The following is a 22,483-nucleotide window of genomic DNA, read 5'->3' as shown; positions in this document are numbered from 1 at the left end:
CCATGGCATCTTGCACCTCCGCCGACCAGACCGAGATCCGCGACCTGACCGCGCGCTTCACCGACGCGGTCAACCGGCGCGCCCCCCAGGAGCTGGCGGCCCTGTTCACCGAGCGGGGCGAGTGGCACGTGCCCGGGGTCCCCGCGGCCACCGGACGCGAGGCGATCGCCGCCGTGCTGGCCACCCTGCTGGACGGCTTCCCCCACCTGATCCAGCTCACCCACAGCGGACACGTCGACGTCTCCGGCGACACGGCCACGGCCACCTGGTACATCACCGAGTCCGGCGCCGACGCCTCCGGCAACGGCTTCGGGTTCACCGGCGTCTACACCGACGACCTGGTCCGCACCGCGGACGGGTGGCGGTTCGCCCGCCGCTCCTTCGCCTTCCTCCAGCGCACCCGGCCGGAGGCGAAGACCCGCTGGTACCCGCATCCGCACGCGGCCGGGTGAGGCCCCGGCCGACGGCCCGCACGGCCGAGGGGCCCCAGCGTCTGCTGGGGCCCCTCGGCCGTGCTGTGGGTCCCGCCGGGCCCCCGCGGGTCCTACCGGCGTCCCGGCAGCTCGTCCAGGAACTCGTACAGTCCCTTGGACAGGTGGTGGCCGCCGTCGATGGTGAGCACCTCCCCGGCCACGTACGTCGCGTCGTCGGAGAGCAGGTAGGCCGCCGCGCGGGCGGTCTCCTCCGCCCGCAGCAGCCGTCCGGCCGGGATGGCGTCGACCAGCCGCCGCCGGGCCTCCTCGTCTCCGGCGAGGAAGTCGGTGCCGCCCACCGGCATCCAGCCGGGGGCGACCGCGTTGACCCGCACGCCCCGGCCCGCCCACTCCGCACCCAGGGTGCGGGTCATGGCGAGCACTCCCCCCTTGGCGGAGGCGTTGTGCACGATGCCGGGCGCGCCCGTCCACGCGTAGGGGGTGAGCACGTTGACCACCGCTCCTCCGCGGCCGGCGGCGAGCCAGCGGCGGGCCAGTTCGGAGGTGCAGTGCCAGGTGCCGTGGAGCACGATCCGGACCACCGCGTCGAAGCCGTTCGGGGTGAGCTTCTCGGCGTCGACCGGAAAGAGCCCCGAAGCGTTGTTGACCAGTCCGTCGACGTCGCCGAGCAGTTCGGTGGCCCGGTCGACCATCGCCGACACGGACTCGGGGTCGCGCACGTCCGCGGTGACCGCGAAGGCCCTGCCCTCCCCGAGCTCGTCGTCGATGCGCCGTACGGTCTCGTCCAGGCTCTCCCTGGTGCGTCCGCACACCACCACCCTGGCGCCGAGCCGGCAGAACTCGGCGGCCATGACCGATCCGAGCCCGCCGCCGCCTCCGGTGACGACCAGTCCCTTGCCGTCGACTCCTGACAGTGTTGCCACGCCGATCCCTCCCTCGGGACACCGCTGTGTGATTCCACGCCCCCGCGCCGTCCGGTCCGGGACGGGACCGGAGGGCGCGGGGACCCGTTGTCGGGCGCAGGGGCCGGCCCGGGCACCGGGCGCGCTCCGCCCCGCGGCCGGCGGCCGCGGGGCCGGGGCTCCTGGCCGAGCCGGCTAGGCGAGGCTCGCCGTGCCGACGTTCTCCCGGATGTAGTCGGCGACGACGCCGCCGGGCAGGCCGGGAGGGAAGCAGCGGTGCACGCCCAGCTGCCGGAGGGGCTCGTAGTCCACCTCGGGGATGATGCCGCCCATGATCACCAGGACGTCCTTCATTCCGCGCGCCTTGAGTGCGGGGATGAGCTCCCTGGCGACCTGCATCTGACCGCTGGTCATGATGCTCACCGCGACCACGTCGACGTCCTCCTGCAGGGCCGCCTCGGCGATCTCCTCCACCACCCCGAACCGGAAGTAGACGACCTCCATGCCGGCGTCGCGGAGTTCGCGCGCGATCAGTTTCGACCCGCGGCCGTGAACATCGATCTTCTTCTTGGCCAGCAGGACCTTGATGCGCTCCTGGGACACGGTCCACTCCTTGTACTGTGTGCGGATCGGCCGATCCGCGGGACTCACTCGCTGACGTACCAGCCGAACGCTTCGCGCATCGGCACCATCATCTCGCCGTTGGTCGCCCCCCTGCGGGCCGCCTCCACCAGCGCGGGCATGAGCGGGCCGGTGCCGTCCTTCAGCGCCTGGCAGGCCTCGCGGACGCCTTCGAGCGCTTCGTCCACCGCGGCCTGGTCACGCTTGGCGCGGTAGGCCTCCAGCCGGGCCCTGGCCTTGGTCTCGATGGACTCGTCGATGCGGAACGGCTCGTAGTTCTCCGTCTGCTCCGAGACGTAGCGGTTGACGCCGACCACGGGCAGGTCGCCGCTGTTGATCCGCTTCTTCATCTCGTAGGAGGCGTTGTCGATGCTGCGTTTGATCTCCCCGGTCTCGATGCCCCTGAGGTAGCCGCCCGAGGCCTCCAGCTCCTCGTAGATCTCCCAGGCGGCCTCCTCCATCTCGTCGGTCAGCTTCTCGACGTAGTAGGAGCCGCCCAGCGGGTCGGCGACGTCGCGCACGCCGCTCTCCAGCATGAGGATCTGCTGGGTGCGCAGCGCGGTGCGGTGCGACTCCTCGGTCGGCACGCCGACGGCCTCGTCGTAGGAGCAGGTGTGGATGGACTGCACCCCGCCCAGGACGGCGGCCAGGGCCTGCAGGGTGATCCGCGCGTTGTTGTTCATCAGCTGCTGCTGGGTGAGCACGTAGCCGCTGGTGTGGACGTGCACCCGGGCGTGCATGTTGGAGGGCTTGGTGACGCCGGCCTCCTTGCAGATCTTCGCCCACATGCGGCGGTGCGCACGGAACTTGGCGACCTCCTCGAACAGGTTGACGGTGCACCCGATCTGGAAGGAGAGGCGGCCGATGAAGTCGTCCGGAGCCAGGCCCGCCTCCAGTCCCGCGTCGATGATCGACTTGCCCCAGGACAGGCCGTAGGCGAGTTCCTGGACCGGGGTGGCGCCCGCCTCGGAGAGGCCGTACATGAAGATGTTGGCCGGGTTCCAGGCCGGGGCGTTGTCCTTGGCCCACTTGATCAGGTCGATCATGAGGGCGTAGCCCCACCTGGGCTCCCAGGAGGGGATGTCCTGGACCGCGATGCGCGGGTACCAGTTCATCGAGTTGCCGTGCATCTTGTGGGTGGGCTCGCCGCGCCGCTCCACTGCGGCGGCGAGCAGCGCCAGCGCGGGCAGGCAGTTGTCGCCGGTGATCATGGAGAAGTTGGTGGTCTCCAGGTCCCAGCCGCGGATCAGCTCGTCGTAGTCGTCGCCGGTGCTCATGTGGACGCCGCACTGGCCGAGGTTGCCCTTGGCCTCGGGGTGGTCGGCGTCGATGCCGTACATGCAGGGGATGTCGTAGACGGTGTTGAAGACCTTGTGGCCGAAGTAGCCCTCCATGCCCTCGGCGACCATCTTCTCCATCTTCTGCCGGGTCTCCTCGATGGTCCCGTAGCCGAAGACCATCTGCTGCATCCACGGCGTCAGGGCGTAGCCGTCGGGGTGCAGGCCCCGGGTGAAGGGGTAGGCGCCCGGCATCTCCTCCAGGTCGCTGTCGGCGAGGTCCTCCGGGGTGTAGACGGTCTTCACCGGCAGGCCCGACAGCGTCTTGGCCGGACGCAGTCTCTCGGCGTACCGGGCCCGGCGTGCGGCCCAGGTCTCCTTGGCGGCCTCGAACCTGTCGCTGAGTTCGAACTTCACTTCTGCTCCGTTTCTGCTCCGGCTGCCCGGTGGGCGGTGAGTCTGCGGTGGGCGTCGACCAGCTCGGCGACGAACTCCTCGGCGGCCCCGTAGGGATCGGTCAGGCTCCGTTCGTCGACGGCGGTTTCGAGCAGTTCCTCGCGGAGTCGGTCGTTGGCGAAGGCGATGAACCGCGCCCGTCGGCGGGCGTGCTCGTGGGCGGTGCGCCACGCCGTCCGCCCGGTGAAGCGGTGGTGCTCGTCCACCGCGTCGACCAGTTCGGCGATGCCGTCGTGGCGCAGGGCGGAGGTTCGCAGCACCGGGACCGGCCAGGGCGGGGTCCCCTCGGGGCCGGTGCGCTCGAATCCCTGGGCGGCCAGCTCCTTGAAGGTCTGCTCGGCGCCTGGGCTGTCGCTCTTGTTGACCACGACGACGTCGGCGATCTCGGTGATGCCGGCCTTCATCGCCTGCAGGGCGTCGCCGTAGCCGGGCACGAACACCAGGACGACGGTGTGCGCGATCTCGGCGATGTCGAACTCCCCCTGGCCCACGCCGACGGTCTCGACGATGACGACGTCCTTGCCCATCGCGTCGAGCACGTCGACCGCGTCGTTGACGGCCGCGGCGAGTCCTCCCGAAGCGCCTCTGGAGGCGAGGGAGCGGATGAAGACCCCGCTGTCCCCGCTGGACGACTCCACCATCCGGTCCCGGTCGCCGAGCAGCGCGCCGCCGCTGAACGGGCTGGAGGGGTCGACCGCGATCACGCCGACGGTGCGGCCCCGGCCCCGCAGTTCGCGGATGAGTGCCGAGACGAGTGTGCTCTTGCCCGCTCCGGGTGGTCCGGTGACCCCGATGAGCTGGGCCTTTCCGCAGTGTGGCGCCAGCGAGCGCAGGACTGCGCGCGCGTCGGCCCGCCCGTTCTCGATCCGGGTGATCAGCCGTCCCGCGTGCAGTGCGCTTCCGGCCGCCACCTGCTCGGCCTGGTCGGTCGTAGCGTCCACGGACATCTCCACAGAACTATTTCTTTACGTTGAACGTTAGTCTTGCATATTGTGTTGGGAGATGACAACAGCCCGGAGAGGCAACGGACGCACCGGGAGGCCCCGGCACCCCGCCCGCCCGACAGCGCGGGACGCGTCCCGCCCCCCGCACCGAAGGAGACGACCATGACCGCCGCCGCACCGCAGACCCTGCAGATCGCGGACTCCGGTTCCCGACTCGACATCGCGCTCGACCGGCCCGACGAACGCAACGCGCTCACCTTCGAGGTCTGGGACGACCTCGACCGCGTCACGGCCGGCGTCGAACGCCGCGACGACCTGCGCGTGGTGACCCTCACCGGCAACGGGCCCGCGTTCTGCGCCGGCGTGGACTTCGCCGCGATCGGCGCCGCGCTGGAGGTGGAGCGGGGCAGCTACCCGTCGTTCATCCGGCGCTGGGCCACGATCGTGGACCGTTTCGAGCGCGTCGCCCAGCCCAGCATCGCCGCGATCAACGGCCCCGCCGTCGGGGCCGGCCTGGAGCTGGCCCTGGCCTGCGACATCCGCATCGCCAGCGACCGGGCGGTGTTCGCCATGCCGCAGATGCGCATGGGGATCGTTCCCGACGTCGGCGGCACCAGCCGCCTGGCCCGGGCGACCGGCGAGGCCTTCGCCAAGGACATGATCCTCACCTCCCGCATCGTCGACGCCGAGGAGGCGCTGCGCGCGGGCATCGTCAGCCGGGTCGTCCCGCACGACCGGCTGGCCGAGGAACTGGAGGCCGTCGCCGCCGCGGTCGAGCGGCTTCCCTGGCCCTCGGCCTACTTCGCCACCCTCGCCGTCGACTGCGGCCCCCGCCTCGACCCCAGGCGCGCCGCCGACATCGAGGCCATGGCCGACCAGGTGATGCTCCGCCAGGAGGAGGTGTGGCAGGGGATCTCCGACTTCATGGCCGCCAAGGGGCTGCGCGGCCTGAACCGGTGACGACTTCCCGAGGGGCATTTACACGTTTGACGTTTAACGGTAAATTCATCTCGACAGTGCACGGAGGAAGCGTGTTCAAGCAGGAAGCCGTGGTGCAACCATGAGCAGCAGAACAAACGGCAAGGTCGTCCCCCTGGAGAACCTCGGAGAACTCGTCCGCGACGGCGAGTCCGTCGCCTTCGGCGGCGGCTGGTTCGCCAACCACCCGATGGCCGCGGTGCGCCAGCTCATCCGGGCCGGACGCACCGGCATCCACGCGATCACCGTCGTCGGCTCGGTCGACATGGACCTGCTGGCGGCGGCGGGAACACTGGGCCACCTGTCCTTCTCGATGGTCACCCTGGAAGCCTTCGGGCTGGCGCCCAACGTCCGCAAGGGCATCGAGTCGGGCAGCCTGCCGTTCACCGAGTACACCGGCCTGGGCCTGCTGATCGGCCTGGAGGCGCAGGGGCGCGGCATGCCCTACCTGCCCTACCGGGGCCCCTTCGGCTCCGACATCCCGGGCCGCTACCCCGAGATCTACGCCACCACCCACTGCCCCTTCACCGGTGAGCAGCTCACCGCGGTGCGCGCCCTGCAGCCCGACGTCGCGATCGTGCACGCCCTGCGCGCCGACGCCGAGGGCAACGCCCAGTGGGACGGCACCTCCGGACCCGACGTGGAGATGGCCAAGGCCGCCAAACGGGTGATCGTCACCTGCGAGGAGGTCGTCGACCGGCAGGTGATCGTCGACAACGCGCACATGACCAAACTCCCCGGCTACTACGTCGACGCGGTCATCGAGGCCCCCTTCGGCGCCCACCCCACGTCCCACGTCCCCCGCTACGCCATGGACGCCTGGGAGCTCATGGACTACGCCGCGGCCGCGAGCGACCCCGCCGCGATCGCCGAGTACGTCGCCCAGATCCGCGAGGAAACCGAAGAGGGCTACCGGGCCCGGGTGCTGAAGGACCGCGACAGCGTCCTCAGCGCCCTCGTCGACGCAGCCGAACTCATCGAGGGAGCACAGGCGTGACCGACTACGAGATCCACGAACTCATGACCTGCCGCGTCGCGGCCGAGGTCGACAACGAGGGCGTCACCGTGATGGGGTCCTTCACCCCGCTGGCCTACGCCTCCTACATGCTGGCCAAACTGACCCACGCCCAGGACGCCTACCTGGTGGGCTTCGACGCGGTGGGCATGGCCCCGGTCCAGCTCTCCTTCACCGGCGCCGAGGCCTCCGCCTACAAGGGCGCGGTCTGCCGCTGGGGCATGCTGACCGAGATCAACTCCATCCACCTGGCCAACCACGGCGGGGTCGAGGCCGTCTCCTCGGCCCAGTTCGACGGCAGCGGAGCGATCAACCTGTCGGCGATCGGACCGTTCGACGCGCCCAAGGTCCGCCTCCCCGGGGGCGCCGGCGCGGCCGAGGTCATCAAGATGTACCGCAAGATGGTCGCCTACTTCGGCAACCACAACCCGCGGACCCTGGTCGACAAGGTCCAGTTCGTGACCGGCACCCGCTGGAAGGTCGGCGACCGCTCCCGGGAGGAGGCCGGCCTGCAGCCCGGTCCCATCGTCGTCGTCACCAACCTGGCCGTGCTGGTCAAGGACGACGACGACCGGCCGTTCCGCATCGAGAGCGTGCACCCCGGGGTCGACGTGCAGACCGTCGTCGACAACACCGGCTTCGAACTGGAGGTGCCCGCCGACGTCCCCACCACCGCCGAACCGACCCAGGAGCAGCTCGACCTGCTGCGCAACCGGATCGACCCCTTCGGAACGGTGAAGTTCGACTTCGTCTCCGGCAGGGAGCGCCTCTCCTACCTCAAGGGGATCCTCGACGCCGAGTGGAACCGAGCTGCTGCGAGGCTGTCATGAGCATCTTCGACCGGTTCAGTCTCGAAGGCAGGGTCGCGATCGTGACCGGCGCCTCCTCCGGCCTGGGGGTCACCTTCGCCCTCGCCCTCGCGGAGGCGGGCGCCGACGTCGCCCTCGGCGCCCGCCGCACCTCGCTCCTGGACGAGACCCGGGGCAAGATCGAGGCGCTCGGCCGCCGCTGCGTCGCGGTGCGCACCGACGTGGCCGACCCGGCCGACTGCGAGGCCCTGGTCGCCGCCGCCCGCGACCAGCTCGGCGGGGCGGACGTGCTGGTCAACAACGCCGGTGTGGGCCGGGTCGTCCCCTCCCACAAGGACGATCCCGCCGAATTCGCCCGGGTCCTGCAGATCAACCTGGTCGGGGCCTACCAGATGGCGCAGGCGTTCGGCCGCGCGTGCATCGCCGCGGGCCACGGCGGCTCCATCATCAACGTGTCGTCGGTGCTCGGCATGGTCTCCACCGACGCCCCGCAGTCCGCCTACAGCGCCTCCAAGGCCGGACTGCTCGGCATCACCCGCGACCTGGCGATGCAGTGGACCCTGCGGCGCGGCATCCGGGTCAACGCACTGGTGCCGGGACTGATCCACTCCGACATGACCGCGGCGATCGAGGCGGACGAGAAGGCCTCGGCCAGCGCGCTGGCCAGCATCCCGATGCGCCGCCTCGGCGACGCCGACGAACTGGTGGGGGCACTGCTGCTGCTCGCCTCCGACGCGGGCAGCTACATGACCGGCTCCTTCCTCGTGGTCGACGGCGGATGGACCGCGCAATGACCGTGTTCGACCCCGTGCTCGACCCCCGTCTCGCCGAGTTGCGCGACCGTGTCCGCGACTTCGTCCGCGACGAGGCGATCCCGGCCGAACGGGAACTGGTCGACAGCGGCGCGGAGCCGACCGAGGAACTGCGCCGCCGGCTCCAGGCAGCCGCCGCCTCCGCGGGGCTGCTCTCCCCCACCGCGCCCCGGCGGTGGGGGGGCCTGGGCCTGTCGATGTCCGAGCAGGCGGTCGTCCTCACGGAGGCCGGCTACAGCCTGCTCGGTCCGCTCGCCCTCAACTGCGCGGCGCCCGACGAGGGCAACATGCACCTGCTGCACCGGGTGGCCACCCCCGAACAGCAGGAGAAGTACCTCGCCCCGCTGGCCGGCGGGGCGGTCCGGTCCTGCTTCGCGATGACCGAGCCGAGCCCCGGCGCCGGTTCGGACCCGTCCATGCTGCGGACCTCGGCCCACTGGGACGGCGGGGCCTGGGTGGTCAACGGCCGCAAGTGGTACATCACCGGCGCGGACGGCGCGGCCTGGACGATCTGCATGGCACGCACCCCCGAGCACGCCGGCAGCCCCGCCGGGGCGACGATGTTCCTCATCGACGCCGACAACCCCGGCATGCGCATCGTCCGGCACATCGACAGCCTCGACCGGGGCTTCGTGGGCGGCCACTGCGAGGTGCTCTTCACCGACTGCCGGGTCCCGCCCGAGGCCGTGCTGGGCGAGGTCGGCAGAGGCTTCGCCTACGCCCAGGTGCGGCTGGCGCCGGCCCGGCTCACCCACTGCATGCGCTGGCTGGGCCTGGCGCAGCGCGCCCAGGACATGGCCCTGGACCGCGCCGCCGAACGCGAGGCGTTCGGCAGCAGACTCGCCGACCTGGGCATGGCCCAGCAGATGCTCGCCGACAACGAGATCGACCTGGCCGCCTCCCGCGCCCTGATCGCCCACGCCGCGTGGCTGATGGACCGGGGCGAGCGGGCGTCGGCGGAGAGTTCGATCGCCAAGACGTTCGTCGCCGAGGCGGTGGGCCGGATCGTGGACCGCGCGGTGCAGCTCCACGGCGCCCTCGGCGTCTCCCACGACCTTCCGCTCGCGCTGTTCCTGCGGGAGGTCCGCCCGTTCCGCATCTACGACGGGGCCTCCGAGGTCCACCGGATGTCCATCGCCAAGCGGGCCGTGCGCCGCCGCACCGCCGCACGCGGCCCCCAGTGACGCAGAAAGGAACCCCCGTGCCCAGTCTTGCAGTGGTCGGAGCCGGTCTGATGGGCTCCGGAATCGCCCAGGTCGCCGCCGCGGCCGGCTACGACGTCGCCCTCCAGGACGTCGACGAGGAGCAGCTCACCCGCGCCCTCGGCGACATCGAGTCGTCGCTGCGGCGCCTGGAGAAGAAGGGGAAGGTCACCGCCGAGCAGGTGGGCCAAGCCCTGGCGCGGATCACCACCACCACCGACCTGGAGGCGGCGGCCCGCGGCGCCGACATCGTGGTCGAGGCCATCATCGAGAAGCTGGAGGCCAAGCAGGAGGTGTTCCGCACCCTCGACCGGATCTGCGGGCCGCAGACGGTGCTGGCCACCAACACCAGCGCCCTGCCGATCACCCGGATCGCCGCGGTGACCGCCCGCCCCGAGCGGGTGGTGGGCACCCACTTCTTCTCCCCGGTGCCGATGATGCGGCTGTGCGAGGTCGTGCGCGGCGTCAAGACCAGCGACGAGACCCTCGCCCGGGCCACGGCCTTCGCCGAGGACCTGGGCAAGACCTGCGTGGTGGTCAACCGCGACATCGCCGGGTTCGTCACCACCCGGCTGATCGTGGCGCTCAGCGTCGAGGCGGTGAAGCTGGTCGAGAGCGGGGTGGCCACCGCCGAGGACATCGACACCGCCTGCCGCCTGGGCTTCGGCCACGCCATGGGCCCGCTGGAGACCATGGACCTCACCGGCATCGACGTGTTCGTCAACGCCTCCCGCAACATCCACACCGACACCGCCGACCCGAAGTTCCACCCGCCGGAGCTGTCGATCCGCAAGGCCGCGGCCGGCGAGCTGGGTCGCAAGAGCGGCAAGGGATGGTACGACCACTCATGAGCGAGCAGGAACGGGTCACCCTCGACGTCTCCGGCGGGCTGGCCGTGATCACCCTGGCCCAGCCGCCGGTCAACGCCCTGGACCGGGTGCTGATCGCCCAACTGGCGCAGGCCGTCGAGCAGGTGCGGCGCAGCGAGGAGGTCCGCGCCGTCGTCGTCACCGGCGGGCCGAAGGTCTTCGCCGCGGGCGCGGACGTCAAGGAGATGGTGGAGTGGGACTACCGCACGGCGGTGCGCGACTCCGGCGCCCTGGGCGAGGTGTGCACCGCGTTGTCGCGGCTGCCGGTCCCGGTGATCGCGGCGATCAACGGGTTCGCCCTGGGCGGCGGCTGCGAGCTGGCGCTCGCCGCCGACCTGCGGGTGTGCGCGACCGACTCCAGGCTGGGCTTCCCCGAGATCCTGCTCGGGGTGATCCCCGGCGCCGGGGGCACCCAGCGGCTGCCCCGCCTGGTGGGCCCGGCGCGCGCCAAGGAGCTGGTCTTCTCCGGCCGCATGGTCGGCAGCGAGGAGGCCCTGGCCATCGGGCTGGTCGACCACGTGGTCGAGCCGGACCGGGTGCTGGAGCGGGCCCGGGAGCTGGCCGCGCCCTACCTCAACGGGCCCGCCATGGCGCTGCGGGCCGCCAAGGAGGCGATCGACCGCGGCCTGGAGGTCGACCTGGACAGCGGGCTGCAGTTGGAGCGCGTGCTGTTCGCCGGGCTGTTCGCCACCGAGGACCAGAAGACCGGCATGGCCAGCTTCGTGGCGAACGGCGTGGGGAAGGCGGAGTTCCGTGGCCGCTGAACCCGCCGCCGCGGGGGCCGACCGGCTCGTCGGTCTGGACCTGGCACGGCTGACGCCGTACCTGGAGTCCGCCGTCGGGCTGGCCGGCCCTCTGCGGGCCTCCCTGGTCACCGGGGGCCGCTCCAACCTGACCTACCGCCTCACCGACGGCCGCTCGCGCTGGGTGCTGCGGCGGCCGCCGGTCGGCCACGTGCTGCCCACCGCCCACGACATGGCCCGCGAGTACCGGGTCATCAGCGCGCTGCACGGCACCGCCGTCCCGGTCCCCGCTCCCGTGGTGCTCTGCCGGGACCACGCCGTGCTCGGCGCCGACTTCTCCGTGATGGAGCAGGTGGACGGCCCGGTGCTGCGCGACGCCGCGGACACCGCCGGCCTGGCGCCCGAGTCGGCCCGGCGCCGTGCGCTGTCCCTGGTGGAGACGCTGGCCGCCCTGCACACCACGGACCCCTCCGTGCTGGAGGGCCTGGGCCGTCCCGAGGGGTTCACCGCCCGCCAGGTGGCGCGGTGGGCCAAGCAGTGGTCGCTGTCGGCGACCCGGGAGCTGCCCGAGGTGGCCGAGCTGGTGGGCCGCCTGGAACGGGCGGTGCCGCCGGCGCAGCGGGTGAGCGTGGTCCACGGCGACTACCGCCTGGACAACGTGATCTTCGAGCCGGACGGCGACGGGATCGCCGCGGTCATCGACTGGGAGCTGTCCACCCTGGGCGACCCGCTGACCGACCTGGGACTGCTGCTGGTCTACTGGGACCCGCGCACCGAGGACGTGACCGGAACCAGGCACGCGGTGAGCGCCAACCCCGGTTTCCCCGACCGGGAGGTGCTGGTCCGCGCCTACGCCGACGCCTCGGGGCTGGACCTGTCCCCGCTCGACTTCTACGTGGCGTTCGGCTACCTCAAACTGGCGGTGATCGCCGAGGGCATCCACTCCCGCTACCTGGCCGGGCAGACCGTCGGCGAGGGGTTCGAACGGGCCGGCGCCGCGGTGCCCGGACTGGTGGAGGCCGGACTGGCCGTCCTCGGCTCGGGCTGATCCCGCACGGCCGCCGCTCCTCCGCGGAGGAGCGGCGGCCGTGTCGTTCCCGGGGCCGCGACTGTGTCACCGGGTTCGACCACCTCCCGGCAGGGCCCCGGCCGGTGATGCCCGAACGGGGTCGCCGTCGGGGCATCGCCGCAACCACCTCTAAAATAGTTGACGTGATACGTAAAAGGGAATTATTCTCTCCGTGAGATCGGCCACACGGAGGCACGTACCGGACCGCCTGTGGAGACTCACACCGACCGAGACGCTCTGGCCGGGGGCCGCGCACCATGACACACACCAGCCGAAGCACCGACCACCGACTCACCGACCGGACCGCCGTCGTCACCGGCGGCGGGCAGGGCATGGGCGCGGCCGAGGTCCGGCTCCTCGCCGCCGCCGGCGCCCACGTCGTGATCGCCGACATCCAGGAGGAGCCGGGCCGGGCACTGGCCGCGGAACTGGGAGAACGGGCGCGCTTCGTGCGCACGGACGTCTCCTCTGCGCAGGACTGGGCCCGCCTCGTCGACTCCCTCGACGGCCTGCCCCCGCTGCGGATCCTGGTCAACAACGCGGGAGTGCACCGGAGACGCGCCCTGCAGGAGGAGACCCCGGAGGAGTTCGAGCGGATGCTGCGCGTCAACCTGCTCGGCGCGTTCCTGGGGATGCGGGCCGTGGCCGAGCCGATGCGCGCGGCCGGAGGAGGGGCCGTCGTCAACGTCTCCTCGGTCCTGGGGGCCGTGGGCAGCCGGGAGAGCGGGGCCTATGCCGCCTCCAAGTGGGGCCTGCGCGGGCTGTCCAAGACGGCCGCCCTCGAACTGGGCCGCCACGGCATCCGGGTCAACACGATCCTGCCGGGCCACATCGCCACCCCCATGCACACCACGGCCCTGGGCGAGGGGACCCGCGAGCGCTACGGCACCCTGGCCCTCGGACGGCGCGGCGACCCCGAGGAGGTGGCCCGCCTGGTCCTGTTCCTCGTCTCCGACGCCAGTTCCTACCTGACCGGAGCCGACATCACCGTCGACGGCGGACTCACCGCGGCCCTGCCCCCGCTCGCCCCCGCCTAGCCCGGGCCCACGGCGGCCGGACCCCGTCGGCGTGAGGACCACGCGGCCCCCGTCGGCTGCGCGGCGGTCCGGGGGTGAGACGCGCCCCCGGCCGGTCTGACGGCACCGCGGCCCTCGTCCGGGCAGTGGAGCCGTTCCCCGGACGCGGTCGGCGGCTCGGGCACGTCCGTCTCCCGGCAGGACGTCGCGGAGACCCGTCGGGGCCATGAGCGGCAGCCGGCCGCCTTCGGTCAGCACCCCGGTCCCCGGGCCTTCGGGGACCGGGCGAAGGGCCGGCATCCCCGGTCGACCACGGCACCGGCCGGGATGCGGCGCCCCGGTCCGCGTCCTGGCCGCCCACGACGACGACCGCCTGCGCACCGAAGACGGGTGGCGGGTCGCGCGCCTCCGGCTCAGCGTCCGGGACCGCAGCGGTGTGCTGCACGACGTCCTGGACGCCCCGTCCGCGGCACCGGAGGCCTCGGGAGCCGTGATGTCCTCCCCCACCGCCGCCCAGGGAGCGGGGAGGCCAGGTCCCCGAGGAGCTTCTCCGGCCGGCGGTGCGCGCCCCGGACCCGGTGGCCGAAGCCGCGGCGGCCGACGGGAGCCTCGGACGCACCGGCGTCCCGTTCGGACGGAGGCGGCCGGGGCCTCCCCACGCGTCCCCGGCCGCCTCCCCGCGCCCTAGCGCGGCTGCGGCGTGGAGTGCCAGCAGACGAAGGACCACCGGCCGTCCTGGCGTGCCCACACCGCGCTGTAGCGGGCGTGGGTGCGCAGGTCCCGGCCGCCGGCGCGGGCGTCGATCACGGCGCTGCCGGTGACCACCGCCGTGGCGTCGAAGACACGGACCTGCTCGTCGGCCACGTCGACCGCGACGTAGGCGACGGTTCCGTCCTCCAGCGCCCCGAGGTAGCTCTCCCTGGTGTCCACCATCGCGTTGGAGTGCGTGTAGGACATCCGCTCGGAGAACAGTTGCCGCAGCACGGCGGTGTCGGCGTCGACCAGGGCCGCCCAGCGGCGCCTCTCCAGCTCCAGGATCTCCGCGGTGACGCTGTCGGACATGGGTGCCCCCTCAGAAGGCCGTCATCCTCTACATGTTTGTCTATTGACGTTCAACGTCAAGCGATATTACTTTTGTCACACCCGATCCGCAATGCCCGACGACAGGACACCCAGATGTCTGTGCTGCAGTTCGCCCTCCTGGGCCTGGGACTCGGCGGCGCCTACGCGCTGCTGGCACTGGGCCTGGTGATGATCTACCGGGGAACCGGGGTCCTCAACTTCGCCCAGGGCGCGGTCGCCATGATCTGCGCCTACGTCTTCTTCGCCCTCCGGGACGACCTCGGCTGGCCCGTCGCCGCGGCGGGGGTGCTCACCCTGCTGTTCGCGACGGTCCTGGGACTCGCGTTCTACCTGCTGGTCATGCGGCAGCTACGCAACTCCCCCGTGCTGGCCCGCATCATCGCCACCCTGGCGCTGCTCCTGCTCCTCCAGGGACTGGCGACACTGCTGTTCGACGTGCGGACCAAGACCCCGCCCTCCGTGGTCCCCGCCGCCCCGGTCACCGTCCTCGGCACAGCCATCCCGATGGACCGCGTCATCCTCGCCGCCGTGGCCGTCGCCTTGGCGGCCGCCCTCGCCCTGGTCTCCCGCCACACCCGCGCCGGCCTCGCGGTCCGCGCGATCTCCGACAGCGAGAAGGGCGCCTCGCTCAGCGGCCTGTCCCCGGTCCTCATCGGCGCCGCGACCTGGGCCGTGGGCTTCGTCCTGGCGGCGGTCGCCGGGGTGATGCTCAGCCCCGTCGCCGGTCTGGACTCCAAGGCCCTGACACTGCTCGTGGTCCCCGTCTTCGCGGCCGCCCTGATCGCCCGGTTCACCTCCTTCTGGATCGCGGTCGCCGCGGGACTGGGTCTGGGCATGGTGGAGTCGGCGCTGCAGCTGGTCACCGGAGCCGAAGGAGCCTGGTACACCTGGCTGTGGACCGGCCCCGGACGCGCCCAGGCGATCCCCGCCCTGGTGGTCATCCTCGCGATGATCTTCTCCGGCCGCCTGCTGCCCGCCCGCGGCGAGGTGGTGCGCGGCCGCCTGCCGATCAGCCTCCCCCCGCGCTACCGGCTGGCGGGCCCCCTCATCGCCCTGGCCGTCGGCCTGGTCTTCGTCTTCACCGTCCGCTCCTCCTGGCTGGCGGCGGGGGTGGTGACCCTCGCGGGCTTCCTCATCGCCCTGTCGGTGGTGGTGGTCACCGGCTTCGTCGGCCAGATCTCCCTCGCCCAGGTGGCCTTCGCCGGAATCGGCGGCATGACGACCGCCCTGTTCGCCAACCTCGGCCTGCCGTTCCCGCTCGTGCTCCTCCTCAGCGGAGCGGTCGCCGCGCTGCTGGGGCTGCTCGTGGGCCTGCCCTCGCTGCGGGTCCGCGGTCCCAGTCTGGCCCTGGTGACCCTCAGCGCCGCCTACATCTGCCAGATCGCCGTCTTCTCCGACGGCCGCCTCCTGGGCAGCCAGGGCTACAACCGGGTGCCCTCCGCCACCCTTTTCGGCCACACCCTCGACAGCACCTCCTTCGCCGTGGTCGCCCTGGTCATCGCCATCACCGCCGCCTGTCTGGTCTCCGCACTCAGGACCTCCGCCTTCGGCAGGCGCGCCCTGGCGGTGCGGGAGAACGAGGCCGCCGCCACCGCCGCCGGCCTCAACGTCCAGCGGTTCAAGCTGACCGCCTTCGCCCTGTCGGCGTTCATCGCGGGCATCGGCGGCGCCCTCCTCAGCTACCAGGCGAACGTCTTCGCCTACGAACGGTTCACCATCTTCGAGTCCCTGCACGTGATCGCCATGGTCGCCATCGGTGGAATCGGGATGGTCAGCGGCGCCGTCTTCGCCGCCCTGGGCGCCAGCGGCGGCCTGTTCTCCCAGCTCCTCGCCACCTGGGGGCTGGACGCCTACCAGCTGGTCATCGCCGGCGGCGCGCTGCTGATCGCCATCCAGCTCCACCCCGACGGCATGGCCTCCACCGCCCACGTCCTCCGGGAGCGCAGACGCCGGCGTGCCACCCCGTCCCCGTCCACCCCGGCCGGCACCGACGAACCGCCGGTTCCGGCCGACCGACCGATCCCCGCCCGATGACAAGGAGCGACAGCCCCATGAGCCGGAGAACCCCCGTCAGAGCCCTCGCAGGCGGCGCGGCCTCGACCGCGCTGGTACTCGCCCTGGCCGCCTGCGCAGGCGGTCCGGGAGCCTCGGACGCCGCGACCAGCACCGGCGGCCTGGAAGGAGAGCCGGTCAGGCTCGGCTCCATCCTCACCATCACCCACCCCGGCTGGGACAACAGCTCGGTGCAGACCGTCAACGAGGCCTGGGCCTCCTACATCAACGAGGAGCTCGGCGGCATCGACGGCCGCCCGGTGGTGGTGGAGAGCTGCGACGACCACGGCGACCCCGCCAAGACCTCCCAGTGCCTCAACAACCTGGTCGACTCCGGTGTGGTCGCCCTGGTCAACAACTCCTCGCTGGCCTTCGGCGCCAACGCCCTGCCCGCCATGGAGCAGGCCGGACTGGCCAACATCGGCGGCTGGCCGGTCACCGCCGACGAGTACACCAGCCCCCACAACTTCCCGACCACCCCTGGTGCCACGGGCACCTACCCGAGCCTCGCCGTGTACTTCGCGGCCACCGGAGCCGGAAAGCTCGCCGTCGCCTACACCAACACCCCGTCCGGTCAGGAGGTCGGCGTCTCCCTGGGAGAGCTGTGGGAGGAGCTGGGCGGCGAGGACTACTTCATGACCGAGTTCGACCCCACGGCCGCCGACTTCACCCCGATGGTCTCCAAGATCGCCGCGGAGGAGCCCGACGCGGTCATCCTCGCTGTCGGCGAGGGAGCGGCGGCCCGGATGTTCCAGGCCGCCCGCAACGTCGGCCTCGACGCCCGGATCGGCGCCTCCTCCACACCCGCCACCCCGGCGGTCTTCGACGCCGCCGGGGACAGCGTCGAGGGCGTGCTCTTCGCCTTCGCCGCCGTACCGGCCGACCACGACAGCGAGGACGCCGAGACCTACCGCACCGTCCTCGGCGAACGCGCCCCCGACCTGGACCTGACCGGCCAGACCGCGGTCGCCGCCTCCTCGATGCAGTACGCCTACGACCTCCTCTCCTCCATCGAGGGCGAGATCACCGCGGAGTCCGTGCTGGCCCAGCTCCGCAAGGGCGAGCCCTGGGAGGGCTTCCTCACCCACCCCACCGACCCCGCGAACGCCCCGGAGGGCATGCCGCAGATCAGCAACCCGTACGCGCTGATCCAGGAGTACCGGGACGGCGCCCTCGTCCCCGCCCCGGCGATCGAGGACCCCGGCCACCTGTCGGACTACATCGACACCCGGGGCGACCTGTCCTGGGTGACCGGGAACAAGCCGGGCAGCTGACGGACCCGGGCGAGGAGCGAACATGAGCCTGCTCGAACTCGACGGGACGACCGTCCGCTACGGCGGGGTCACCGCCGTGGACTCGGTCAGCTTCACCGTCGAACCCGGCAGCCTGGTGGGGCTCATCGGCCCCAACGGAGCCGGGAAGACCACCCTGATCGACGCCGTCACCGGGATGGTGCGCTGCTCCGGGGACATCCGCCTGGAGGGGAGGAGCATCGCCTCCTGGCCGGCGCACCGCCGCAGCCGGGCCGGCATCGTCCGCACCTTCCAGTCCCTGGAGCTCTTCATGGACCTCACCGTCCGGGAGAACCTGCAGACCTACGCCCGCCCCCGAGACGGCCTGACCGCGGCCGAGGTCGCGGAGCGCGCGCTGGAGCAGATGGGAGTGGGCTGGGCCGCCGACCGGTACCCGGCGGAGCTGTCCGCCGGATCGGCGCGGCTGGTGTCCGTGGCCCGCGCACTGGCCGCGGGCCCCCGGCTGCTGCTGCTGGACGAACCGGCCGCCGGTCTGGACGCCGGGGAGTCGCGGCACTTCGGCACCAGGCTGAGGAGCCTGGTCGACGAGGGGGCCGCGACCGTCCTGCTGGTGGACCACGACGTCGACCTCATCATGCGGATCTGCGACGACGTCCAGGTCCTCGACTTCGGCAGGCGAATCGCCTCGGGTCCGCCGTCGAGCGTCCGGGACGATCCCGAGGTCGCCCGCGCCTACCTGGGCGCGGGGACCGAGTCCGCGACCGGAGGTGCGTCATGACCGCGACCGCTGCCGAACCGTCCGGACAGGCCCCCGCGCACTCCGCCGTCCTGGAGGTCTCGGGGCTCGACGCCGGCTACGGCCCCATCCAGGTGCTGCAGGGCGTGGACCTGTCGGTGTCCGCCGGGGAACTCGTCAGCCTGCTGGGCCCCAACGGGGCGGGCAAGACCACCACCCTGCTGGCCTGCTCCGGCATGGTGCGGGTCGCCTCCGGCGACATCCGGCTGGAGGGCCGGTCGCTGCTGCGGCTGAGCCCGCACGCGATCGCCCGCCGGCGGTTGGCGCACGTGCCGGAGGACCGCTCGCTGTTCCCGTCGCTGACGGTCGACGAGCACCTGAGGCTGTGCGCCCGCCCGGACGGCCTGGACGTCTTCGACCTCTTCCCGGAACTGCGCAAGCGCCGCAACAAGCGGGCCGGGGTGCTGTCGGGGGGCGAACAGCAGATGCTGGCCCTGGGCCGGGCGCTGGCCGCCGGTCCGCGGGTGCTGCTGGTGGACGAGATGTCCATGGGCCTGGCCCCGGTGGTGGTGGAGCGGCTGTTCTCCGCGCTCCAGGAGATCGCGGTCTCCGCCGGGCTCGCCGTGCTGATGGTGGAGCAGCACGTCCACCTGGCGCTGAAGTACGCCCGGCGCGGCTACGTGCTGGCCGGCGGCCGGGTGCGCACCCGCGGCACCGCGGCGGAGCTGCGGGAGCGCTGGTCGGAGATCGAGTCCTCCTACCTGGGGCGGTGAGGTCCGCCCCGCCGTGACCGGGGGCCTCCGTCTCCTTCCCCGGGGCGGAGGCTCCCCCGGGTCCGAAAGGACCGCCGGACATCCGGGGCTGCGGCGCACAGGCATGCCCGGGGCGCGCGTGGCGGTCCTGTCCCTTTTGCGGAGCGGAACCCGGTCAGCGTCCGTCGGTGAGGTGGCGGCCGTCGAGATCGAGGACACGGGCGTACTCGTCGGTGCGGGGGCGGCCAGCCGCGGGTCCGCGAACCGGGAGACGCGGACCCGCGGCCCTTCTCGTCTCCGCAACAATCCCTGACACACCAATAAGGCCCTGCCTATTCTGGTAGCTGCGACACCCCAGAAAGGCAGGGCCTTCGTATGCCCGAACAACCTTACCCCCAAGAGCCGACATTCGGACAGCGGCTGCAGGGGCTGCGGGAACGCCGCGGTCTGACCCGTGTGGTACTGGCCGGCCTGGTCGGCAGGTCACCCTCGTGGGTCAAGAAGATCGAGCGGCAGAACGTCATGCCGAGCCTGGACATGCTGGTCCGACTCGCGCGGGCACTCAAACTGCAAACCGTGGACGAACTGGTCGGTCCCATGGAACTGCCCGTTGGCATCGAAACCCGCACCGAACACCCCGACGCCCAGCGTGTACAGGACGCGGTCATGTCCTGGGACCTGCCCCTCCCCGAAGAGCCAGAGGCCCCCCAGGCCCTGCGCCGACGCGCCCGGGAACTGATGCGGCTGTGGCATGAAAGCCCTGCCCCGCGGGCTGCGACCGCACGGCTGCTGCCCGAACTGATCATCGACATCCGAGCCGCCATGCGACACCTGGACGGCGCGGACCGGCGCACGGCCGCGGCCGCCGCAGTAGAGGCGTACACGATCGCCGAGCACTGGCTGTCGTGGATCGCGAGCCGCGACACGATGATGGTGATCGCCGACCGGGCCATGCAGGCCGCCGAGATCGCCGACGACCCGCACGTGATCGCCGAAGCCGCCTGGGGCTACGGCAACACCATGCGCTACGTCGACGCCGAAACCTCCATCAGCCTCATCGACAGGGTCGCGAAGAACCTCCGCAAGCCGATGGAGGCCGGTACCGCAACCGACGAGCAGGCCGCCATGTGGGGCAGCCTGCAACTGCACCAGGCGGTCACCCACGCCCAAGCCGGCAGCGAGGCCGACGCACTGCGGCACCTGGACGAGGCCGAACGCGTAGCGGCCCGACTGCCGGACGGGTGGCAGCACCCGCTGACCGTGTTCGCGCCGTGGAACGTGAACATCCACCAGGTGAGCGTCCACGCCGAACTGTGCAAGGGATCCGAGGGGGCCAGGCTCGCGCTGCGCATCGACCCGCTGTCGGTGCCAGGCCCCTATCGCAGGTCCCGCCTCTGGCTGGATGCCGCCCGAGCCTGGTGGGCCGCAGGCGACTCGCTGAGCGCGGTCACCGCACTGTCCCACGCGTGCACCACCAGCGTGGAGAACATGCGCCACACGCCGCCCGCCAGAAACCTGGCTGAGGCTCTGGTGGGCAGCGGTGGAGCGATGGTCGCACCACAGGCCCGCAGCCTCGCCACACAACTTGGAATCGTGCTCTAGTCAGGGGTACGGATCGTACCCCTGACACCAGGAGTGCCCGTCACAGGTCGCTACCGTCCGTACTGTCTCCCTATCTGACCACCTACAGGGAGACAACGACGATGGCGACGGACGGGCACTCCTTCGTGATCAACGCTGGACGCACCTTCCCCGCAGTCCCGGACAGCGTGGCCGAGGCACGCCGGTTCCTGGCCGACCAGCTCGACGGCCGCTACCCGCCCGACCTGGTCGACGTCGCCCTCCTGTGCCTGTCTGAGGCGCTCACCAACTCGATTCGGCACTCCCGCAGCGGCCTCCCCCGTCCTGTCGGCAGCGCTCCAGCGGCCCCCGGAGTGGTGGTCCTCCGCGTCCACAGCAGTCGGCACCGCCCCCACATGCACGTCGACGTGCAGGACGAAGGGCCGCGGCAGCCCGGCCTGCTGCCGCGACTGCTCCCCGAGAGCTCGAACCTGCTCACCGAGGGCGGGTACGGCATGCGGCTCATCGACCGCTACACCCAGCAGTGGACTGTGCGGCCCTCCCCTGCCGCCACCTGTCTGTCACTGACGTTCGACCCCACGACACTCCCCCACCAGAGGATCCGATGACCGTCCTCATCCTCACCAACACCCACGACCCGACCGCTGATGACGTGATCATGCGACTACGCGACCGCGGCACACCGGTCTTCCGTCTCGACCCTGCCGACTTCCCGCAGCGGGCCGTCCTGCACTCCGAGATCAGCGCCGACGGCTGGTTGGGAACGCTCGCCACCGAGCACCGCACCCTTGACCTGTCCACAGTCACCGGCGTCTGGTATCGCCGCCCCAGGCGGTTCCTTCTGCCCGAGCAGATGAGCCGTGCCGAACGCGGCTGGGCGGCCGACGAGGCCCGCCGCGGCTTCGGCGGGATCATCAACACGTTGCCCGGATGGCTGAACCCCCCGGCGGCAATCGGCCGCGCCGAGTACAAGCCGTACCAACTCCACCAGGCCGTCCGAGCCGGGCTTGCCGTGCCGCGCACCCTGGTCACCAGCGACCCCGAGCAGGCCCGGGCGTGGTGTGCGCAGGTCGGCGACGTCGTGTACAAGCCCCTCGGGGCCGCCACATGGTCCGAGGACGGCAGCCACTACGCCGTGTACACCACCCCGCTCAGTCCCGATGAGTGGGGGGATCCTGCGATCGGCCGCACCGCGCACCTGTTCCAACGGCGGCTGGACAAGCAGTACGAAGTGCGGCTCACCATGGTCGACGACCAGGCGTTCCCCGCGGCCATCCACGCCCACTCGGACCGGTCGCGCACTGACTGGCGGACCGACTACAAGGCGCTCACCTACAGCATCCCGCCGGTCCCCCGGCGTGTGCTCGCCGGTGCGTGCACCCTTCTACGGCTCCTCGACCTGCGATACGCCGCCCTCGACTTCGTCGTCGAGCAAGGCCAGTGGTGGTTTCTCGAAGCCAACCCGAACGGCCAGTACGGGTGGATCCAACACCAGACCGGGCAACAGATCGGCGACGCCATCGCCGACGCCCTCACCAGAAAGGAACCGAATGTCCACAATGATCACTGACGCGTTCCCGCTCGGCGTCGGGGCCGAGCCGATCCGCGACGACCAGCCCACTGACTGGCGGCCGTGGGGCATGCGACACGGCGTGCAGCCGCAGGGCGGCCACGCCATTCCCGCGGACCTGGTGTTCGACCACGACCTCCAGGTCCTCACCCGGGACGGTGAGGTCTGGGCGGCCAAGGGCGACCCCACCGCAACCTTTCCCCCCACTTACCGGGACGGGCAGACCCCCAACACGCCAGCCGACTTCGAGAAGGACTCGGACACGGAGAACTGATACTGACATGCCCGGCTCCGGGACTCTGTCATACC

Annotated in this window: 23 protein-coding genes; 18 read left to right on the top strand and 5 right to left on the bottom strand. The window is 71.8% G+C overall.

What is annotated here, in order from left to right; translation table 11 throughout:
- Positions 1-2 precede the first annotated feature (2 nt).
- Positions 3-452, top strand: a complete 450-nt coding sequence (locus tag FOF52_RS05365; RefSeq protein WP_248592721.1) for a nuclear transport factor 2 family protein — start codon at positions 3-5, stop codon at positions 450-452.
- Between the two features lie 92 nt (positions 453-544).
- On the opposite strand, the gene FOF52_RS05360 is transcribed toward FOF52_RS05365, so the two are convergent.
- From FOF52_RS05360 to meaB, 4 genes are all read right to left on the bottom strand, one after another.
- A complete protein-coding gene (locus FOF52_RS05360) occupies positions 545-1,357 on the bottom strand; it encodes an SDR family oxidoreductase (RefSeq protein ID WP_248592720.1) in 813 nt (270 codons plus the stop codon).
- Between the two features lie 174 nt (positions 1,358-1,531).
- On the bottom strand, positions 1,532-1,939 hold the full coding sequence (locus tag FOF52_RS05355; RefSeq protein ID WP_248592719.1) for a cobalamin B12-binding domain-containing protein: 408 nt from the start codon (positions 1,937-1,939) through the stop codon (positions 1,532-1,534).
- A 44-nt stretch (positions 1,940-1,983) separates the two neighbouring features.
- On the bottom strand, positions 1,984-3,651 hold the full coding sequence (locus tag FOF52_RS05350) for an acyl-CoA mutase large subunit family protein (protein WP_248592718.1): 1,668 nt from the start codon (positions 3,649-3,651) through the stop codon (positions 1,984-1,986).
- On the bottom strand, positions 3,648-4,631 hold the full coding sequence (meaB, locus tag FOF52_RS05345; RefSeq protein WP_248592717.1) for a methylmalonyl Co-A mutase-associated GTPase MeaB: 984 nt from the start codon (positions 4,629-4,631) through the stop codon (positions 3,648-3,650). Before meaB ends, FOF52_RS05350 begins: the two co-directional genes overlap by 4 nt.
- Before the next feature lie 165 nt (positions 4,632-4,796).
- Here meaB and FOF52_RS05340 point away from each other — a divergent pair, with 165 nt between their 5' ends.
- The 9 genes from FOF52_RS05340 (at position 4,797) to FOF52_RS05300 (ending at position 13,168) form a co-directional block, all read left to right on the top strand.
- On the top strand, positions 4,797-5,594 hold the full coding sequence (locus FOF52_RS05340) for an enoyl-CoA hydratase/isomerase family protein (protein WP_248592716.1): 798 nt from the start codon (positions 4,797-4,799) through the stop codon (positions 5,592-5,594).
- A gap of 100 nt (positions 5,595-5,694) precedes the next feature.
- Entirely contained in the window at positions 5,695-6,609 is a 915-nt protein-coding gene (locus tag FOF52_RS05335; protein WP_248592715.1) for a CoA transferase subunit A, read from the top strand.
- The gene (locus tag FOF52_RS05330; protein ID WP_248592714.1) at positions 6,606-7,457 is read left to right on the top strand and encodes a CoA-transferase; all 852 of its coding nucleotides are present in this window, start codon (positions 6,606-6,608) and stop codon (positions 7,455-7,457) included. The genes FOF52_RS05335 and FOF52_RS05330 overlap by 4 nt, the downstream gene beginning before the upstream one ends.
- The gene (locus tag FOF52_RS05325) at positions 7,454-8,230 is read left to right on the top strand and encodes an SDR family NAD(P)-dependent oxidoreductase (protein WP_248592713.1); all 777 of its coding nucleotides are present in this window, start codon (positions 7,454-7,456) and stop codon (positions 8,228-8,230) included. The genes FOF52_RS05330 and FOF52_RS05325 overlap by 4 nt, the downstream gene beginning before the upstream one ends.
- Positions 8,227-9,432: an acyl-CoA dehydrogenase family protein gene (locus FOF52_RS05320; protein WP_248592712.1), complete on the top strand. Its 1,206-nt coding sequence runs from the start codon at positions 8,227-8,229 to the stop codon at positions 9,430-9,432. The genes FOF52_RS05325 and FOF52_RS05320 overlap by 4 nt, the downstream gene beginning before the upstream one ends.
- Positions 9,433-9,449: 17 nt before the next feature.
- Positions 9,450-10,301, top strand: a complete 852-nt coding sequence (locus FOF52_RS05315; RefSeq protein WP_248592711.1) for a 3-hydroxyacyl-CoA dehydrogenase family protein — start codon at positions 9,450-9,452, stop codon at positions 10,299-10,301.
- The gene (locus FOF52_RS05310; protein WP_248592710.1) at positions 10,298-11,083 is read left to right on the top strand and encodes an enoyl-CoA hydratase/isomerase family protein; all 786 of its coding nucleotides are present in this window, start codon (positions 10,298-10,300) and stop codon (positions 11,081-11,083) included. The genes FOF52_RS05315 and FOF52_RS05310 overlap by 4 nt, the downstream gene beginning before the upstream one ends.
- Positions 11,073-12,110: a phosphotransferase family protein gene (locus FOF52_RS05305; protein WP_248592709.1), complete on the top strand. Its 1,038-nt coding sequence runs from the start codon at positions 11,073-11,075 to the stop codon at positions 12,108-12,110. The genes FOF52_RS05310 and FOF52_RS05305 overlap by 11 nt, the downstream gene beginning before the upstream one ends.
- A gap of 278 nt (positions 12,111-12,388) precedes the next feature.
- Positions 12,389-13,168, top strand: coding sequence for an SDR family NAD(P)-dependent oxidoreductase (locus FOF52_RS05300; RefSeq protein ID WP_248592708.1), 780 nt, complete (start codon positions 12,389-12,391; stop codon positions 13,166-13,168).
- A gap of 663 nt (positions 13,169-13,831) precedes the next feature.
- On the opposite strand, the gene FOF52_RS05295 is transcribed toward FOF52_RS05300, so the two are convergent.
- Positions 13,832-14,209: a nuclear transport factor 2 family protein gene (locus FOF52_RS05295; RefSeq protein WP_248592707.1), complete on the bottom strand. Its 378-nt coding sequence runs from the start codon at positions 14,207-14,209 to the stop codon at positions 13,832-13,834.
- A 114-nt stretch (positions 14,210-14,323) separates the two neighbouring features.
- Between FOF52_RS05295 and FOF52_RS05290 the strand changes: the two genes are divergently transcribed.
- The 8 genes from FOF52_RS05290 (at position 14,324) to FOF52_RS05255 (ending at position 22,448) form a co-directional block, all read left to right on the top strand.
- Positions 14,324-16,264: an ABC transporter permease gene (locus tag FOF52_RS05290; RefSeq protein WP_248592706.1), complete on the top strand. Its 1,941-nt coding sequence runs from the start codon at positions 14,324-14,326 to the stop codon at positions 16,262-16,264.
- A gap of 17 nt (positions 16,265-16,281) precedes the next feature.
- On the top strand, positions 16,282-17,556 hold the full coding sequence (locus tag FOF52_RS05285; protein WP_248592705.1) for an ABC transporter substrate-binding protein: 1,275 nt from the start codon (positions 16,282-16,284) through the stop codon (positions 17,554-17,556).
- A gap of 22 nt (positions 17,557-17,578) precedes the next feature.
- A complete protein-coding gene (locus FOF52_RS05280) occupies positions 17,579-18,313 on the top strand; it encodes an ABC transporter ATP-binding protein (protein ID WP_248592704.1) in 735 nt (244 codons plus the stop codon).
- Entirely contained in the window at positions 18,310-19,044 is a 735-nt protein-coding gene (locus FOF52_RS05275; RefSeq protein WP_248592703.1) for an ABC transporter ATP-binding protein, read from the top strand. The genes FOF52_RS05280 and FOF52_RS05275 overlap by 4 nt, the downstream gene beginning before the upstream one ends.
- 354 nt (positions 19,045-19,398) lie before the next feature.
- Positions 19,399-20,625 (top strand): helix-turn-helix domain-containing protein, encoded by a 1,227-nt coding sequence (locus tag FOF52_RS05270; protein WP_248592702.1) that lies wholly within the window; start codon positions 19,399-19,401, stop codon positions 20,623-20,625.
- Positions 20,626-20,726: 101 nt separating this feature from the next.
- Positions 20,727-21,212, top strand: coding sequence for an ATP-binding protein (locus FOF52_RS05265; protein WP_248592701.1), 486 nt, complete (start codon positions 20,727-20,729; stop codon positions 21,210-21,212).
- The gene (gene tgmB / locus FOF52_RS05260) at positions 21,209-22,174 is read left to right on the top strand and encodes an ATP-grasp ribosomal peptide maturase (RefSeq protein WP_248592700.1); all 966 of its coding nucleotides are present in this window, start codon (positions 21,209-21,211) and stop codon (positions 22,172-22,174) included. Before FOF52_RS05265 ends, tgmB begins: the two co-directional genes overlap by 4 nt.
- Positions 22,155-22,448 carry a hypothetical protein gene (locus FOF52_RS05255; RefSeq protein WP_248592699.1) on the top strand — a complete coding sequence of 98 codons (294 nt, stop codon included), beginning with the start codon at positions 22,155-22,157 and terminating at the stop codon, positions 22,446-22,448. The genes tgmB and FOF52_RS05255 overlap by 20 nt, the downstream gene beginning before the upstream one ends.
- The last annotated feature ends 35 nt before the right edge of the window (positions 22,449-22,483 follow it).

Origin of the sequence: Thermobifida alba (genome assembly GCF_023208015.1) — a bacterium.
Taxonomy (GTDB): Bacteria; Actinomycetota; Actinomycetes; order Streptosporangiales; family Streptosporangiaceae; genus Thermobifida; species Thermobifida alba.
The sequence above is the reverse complement of the archived record's forward strand: the minus strand, read 5'-3'. Positions and strand labels throughout refer to the sequence as shown.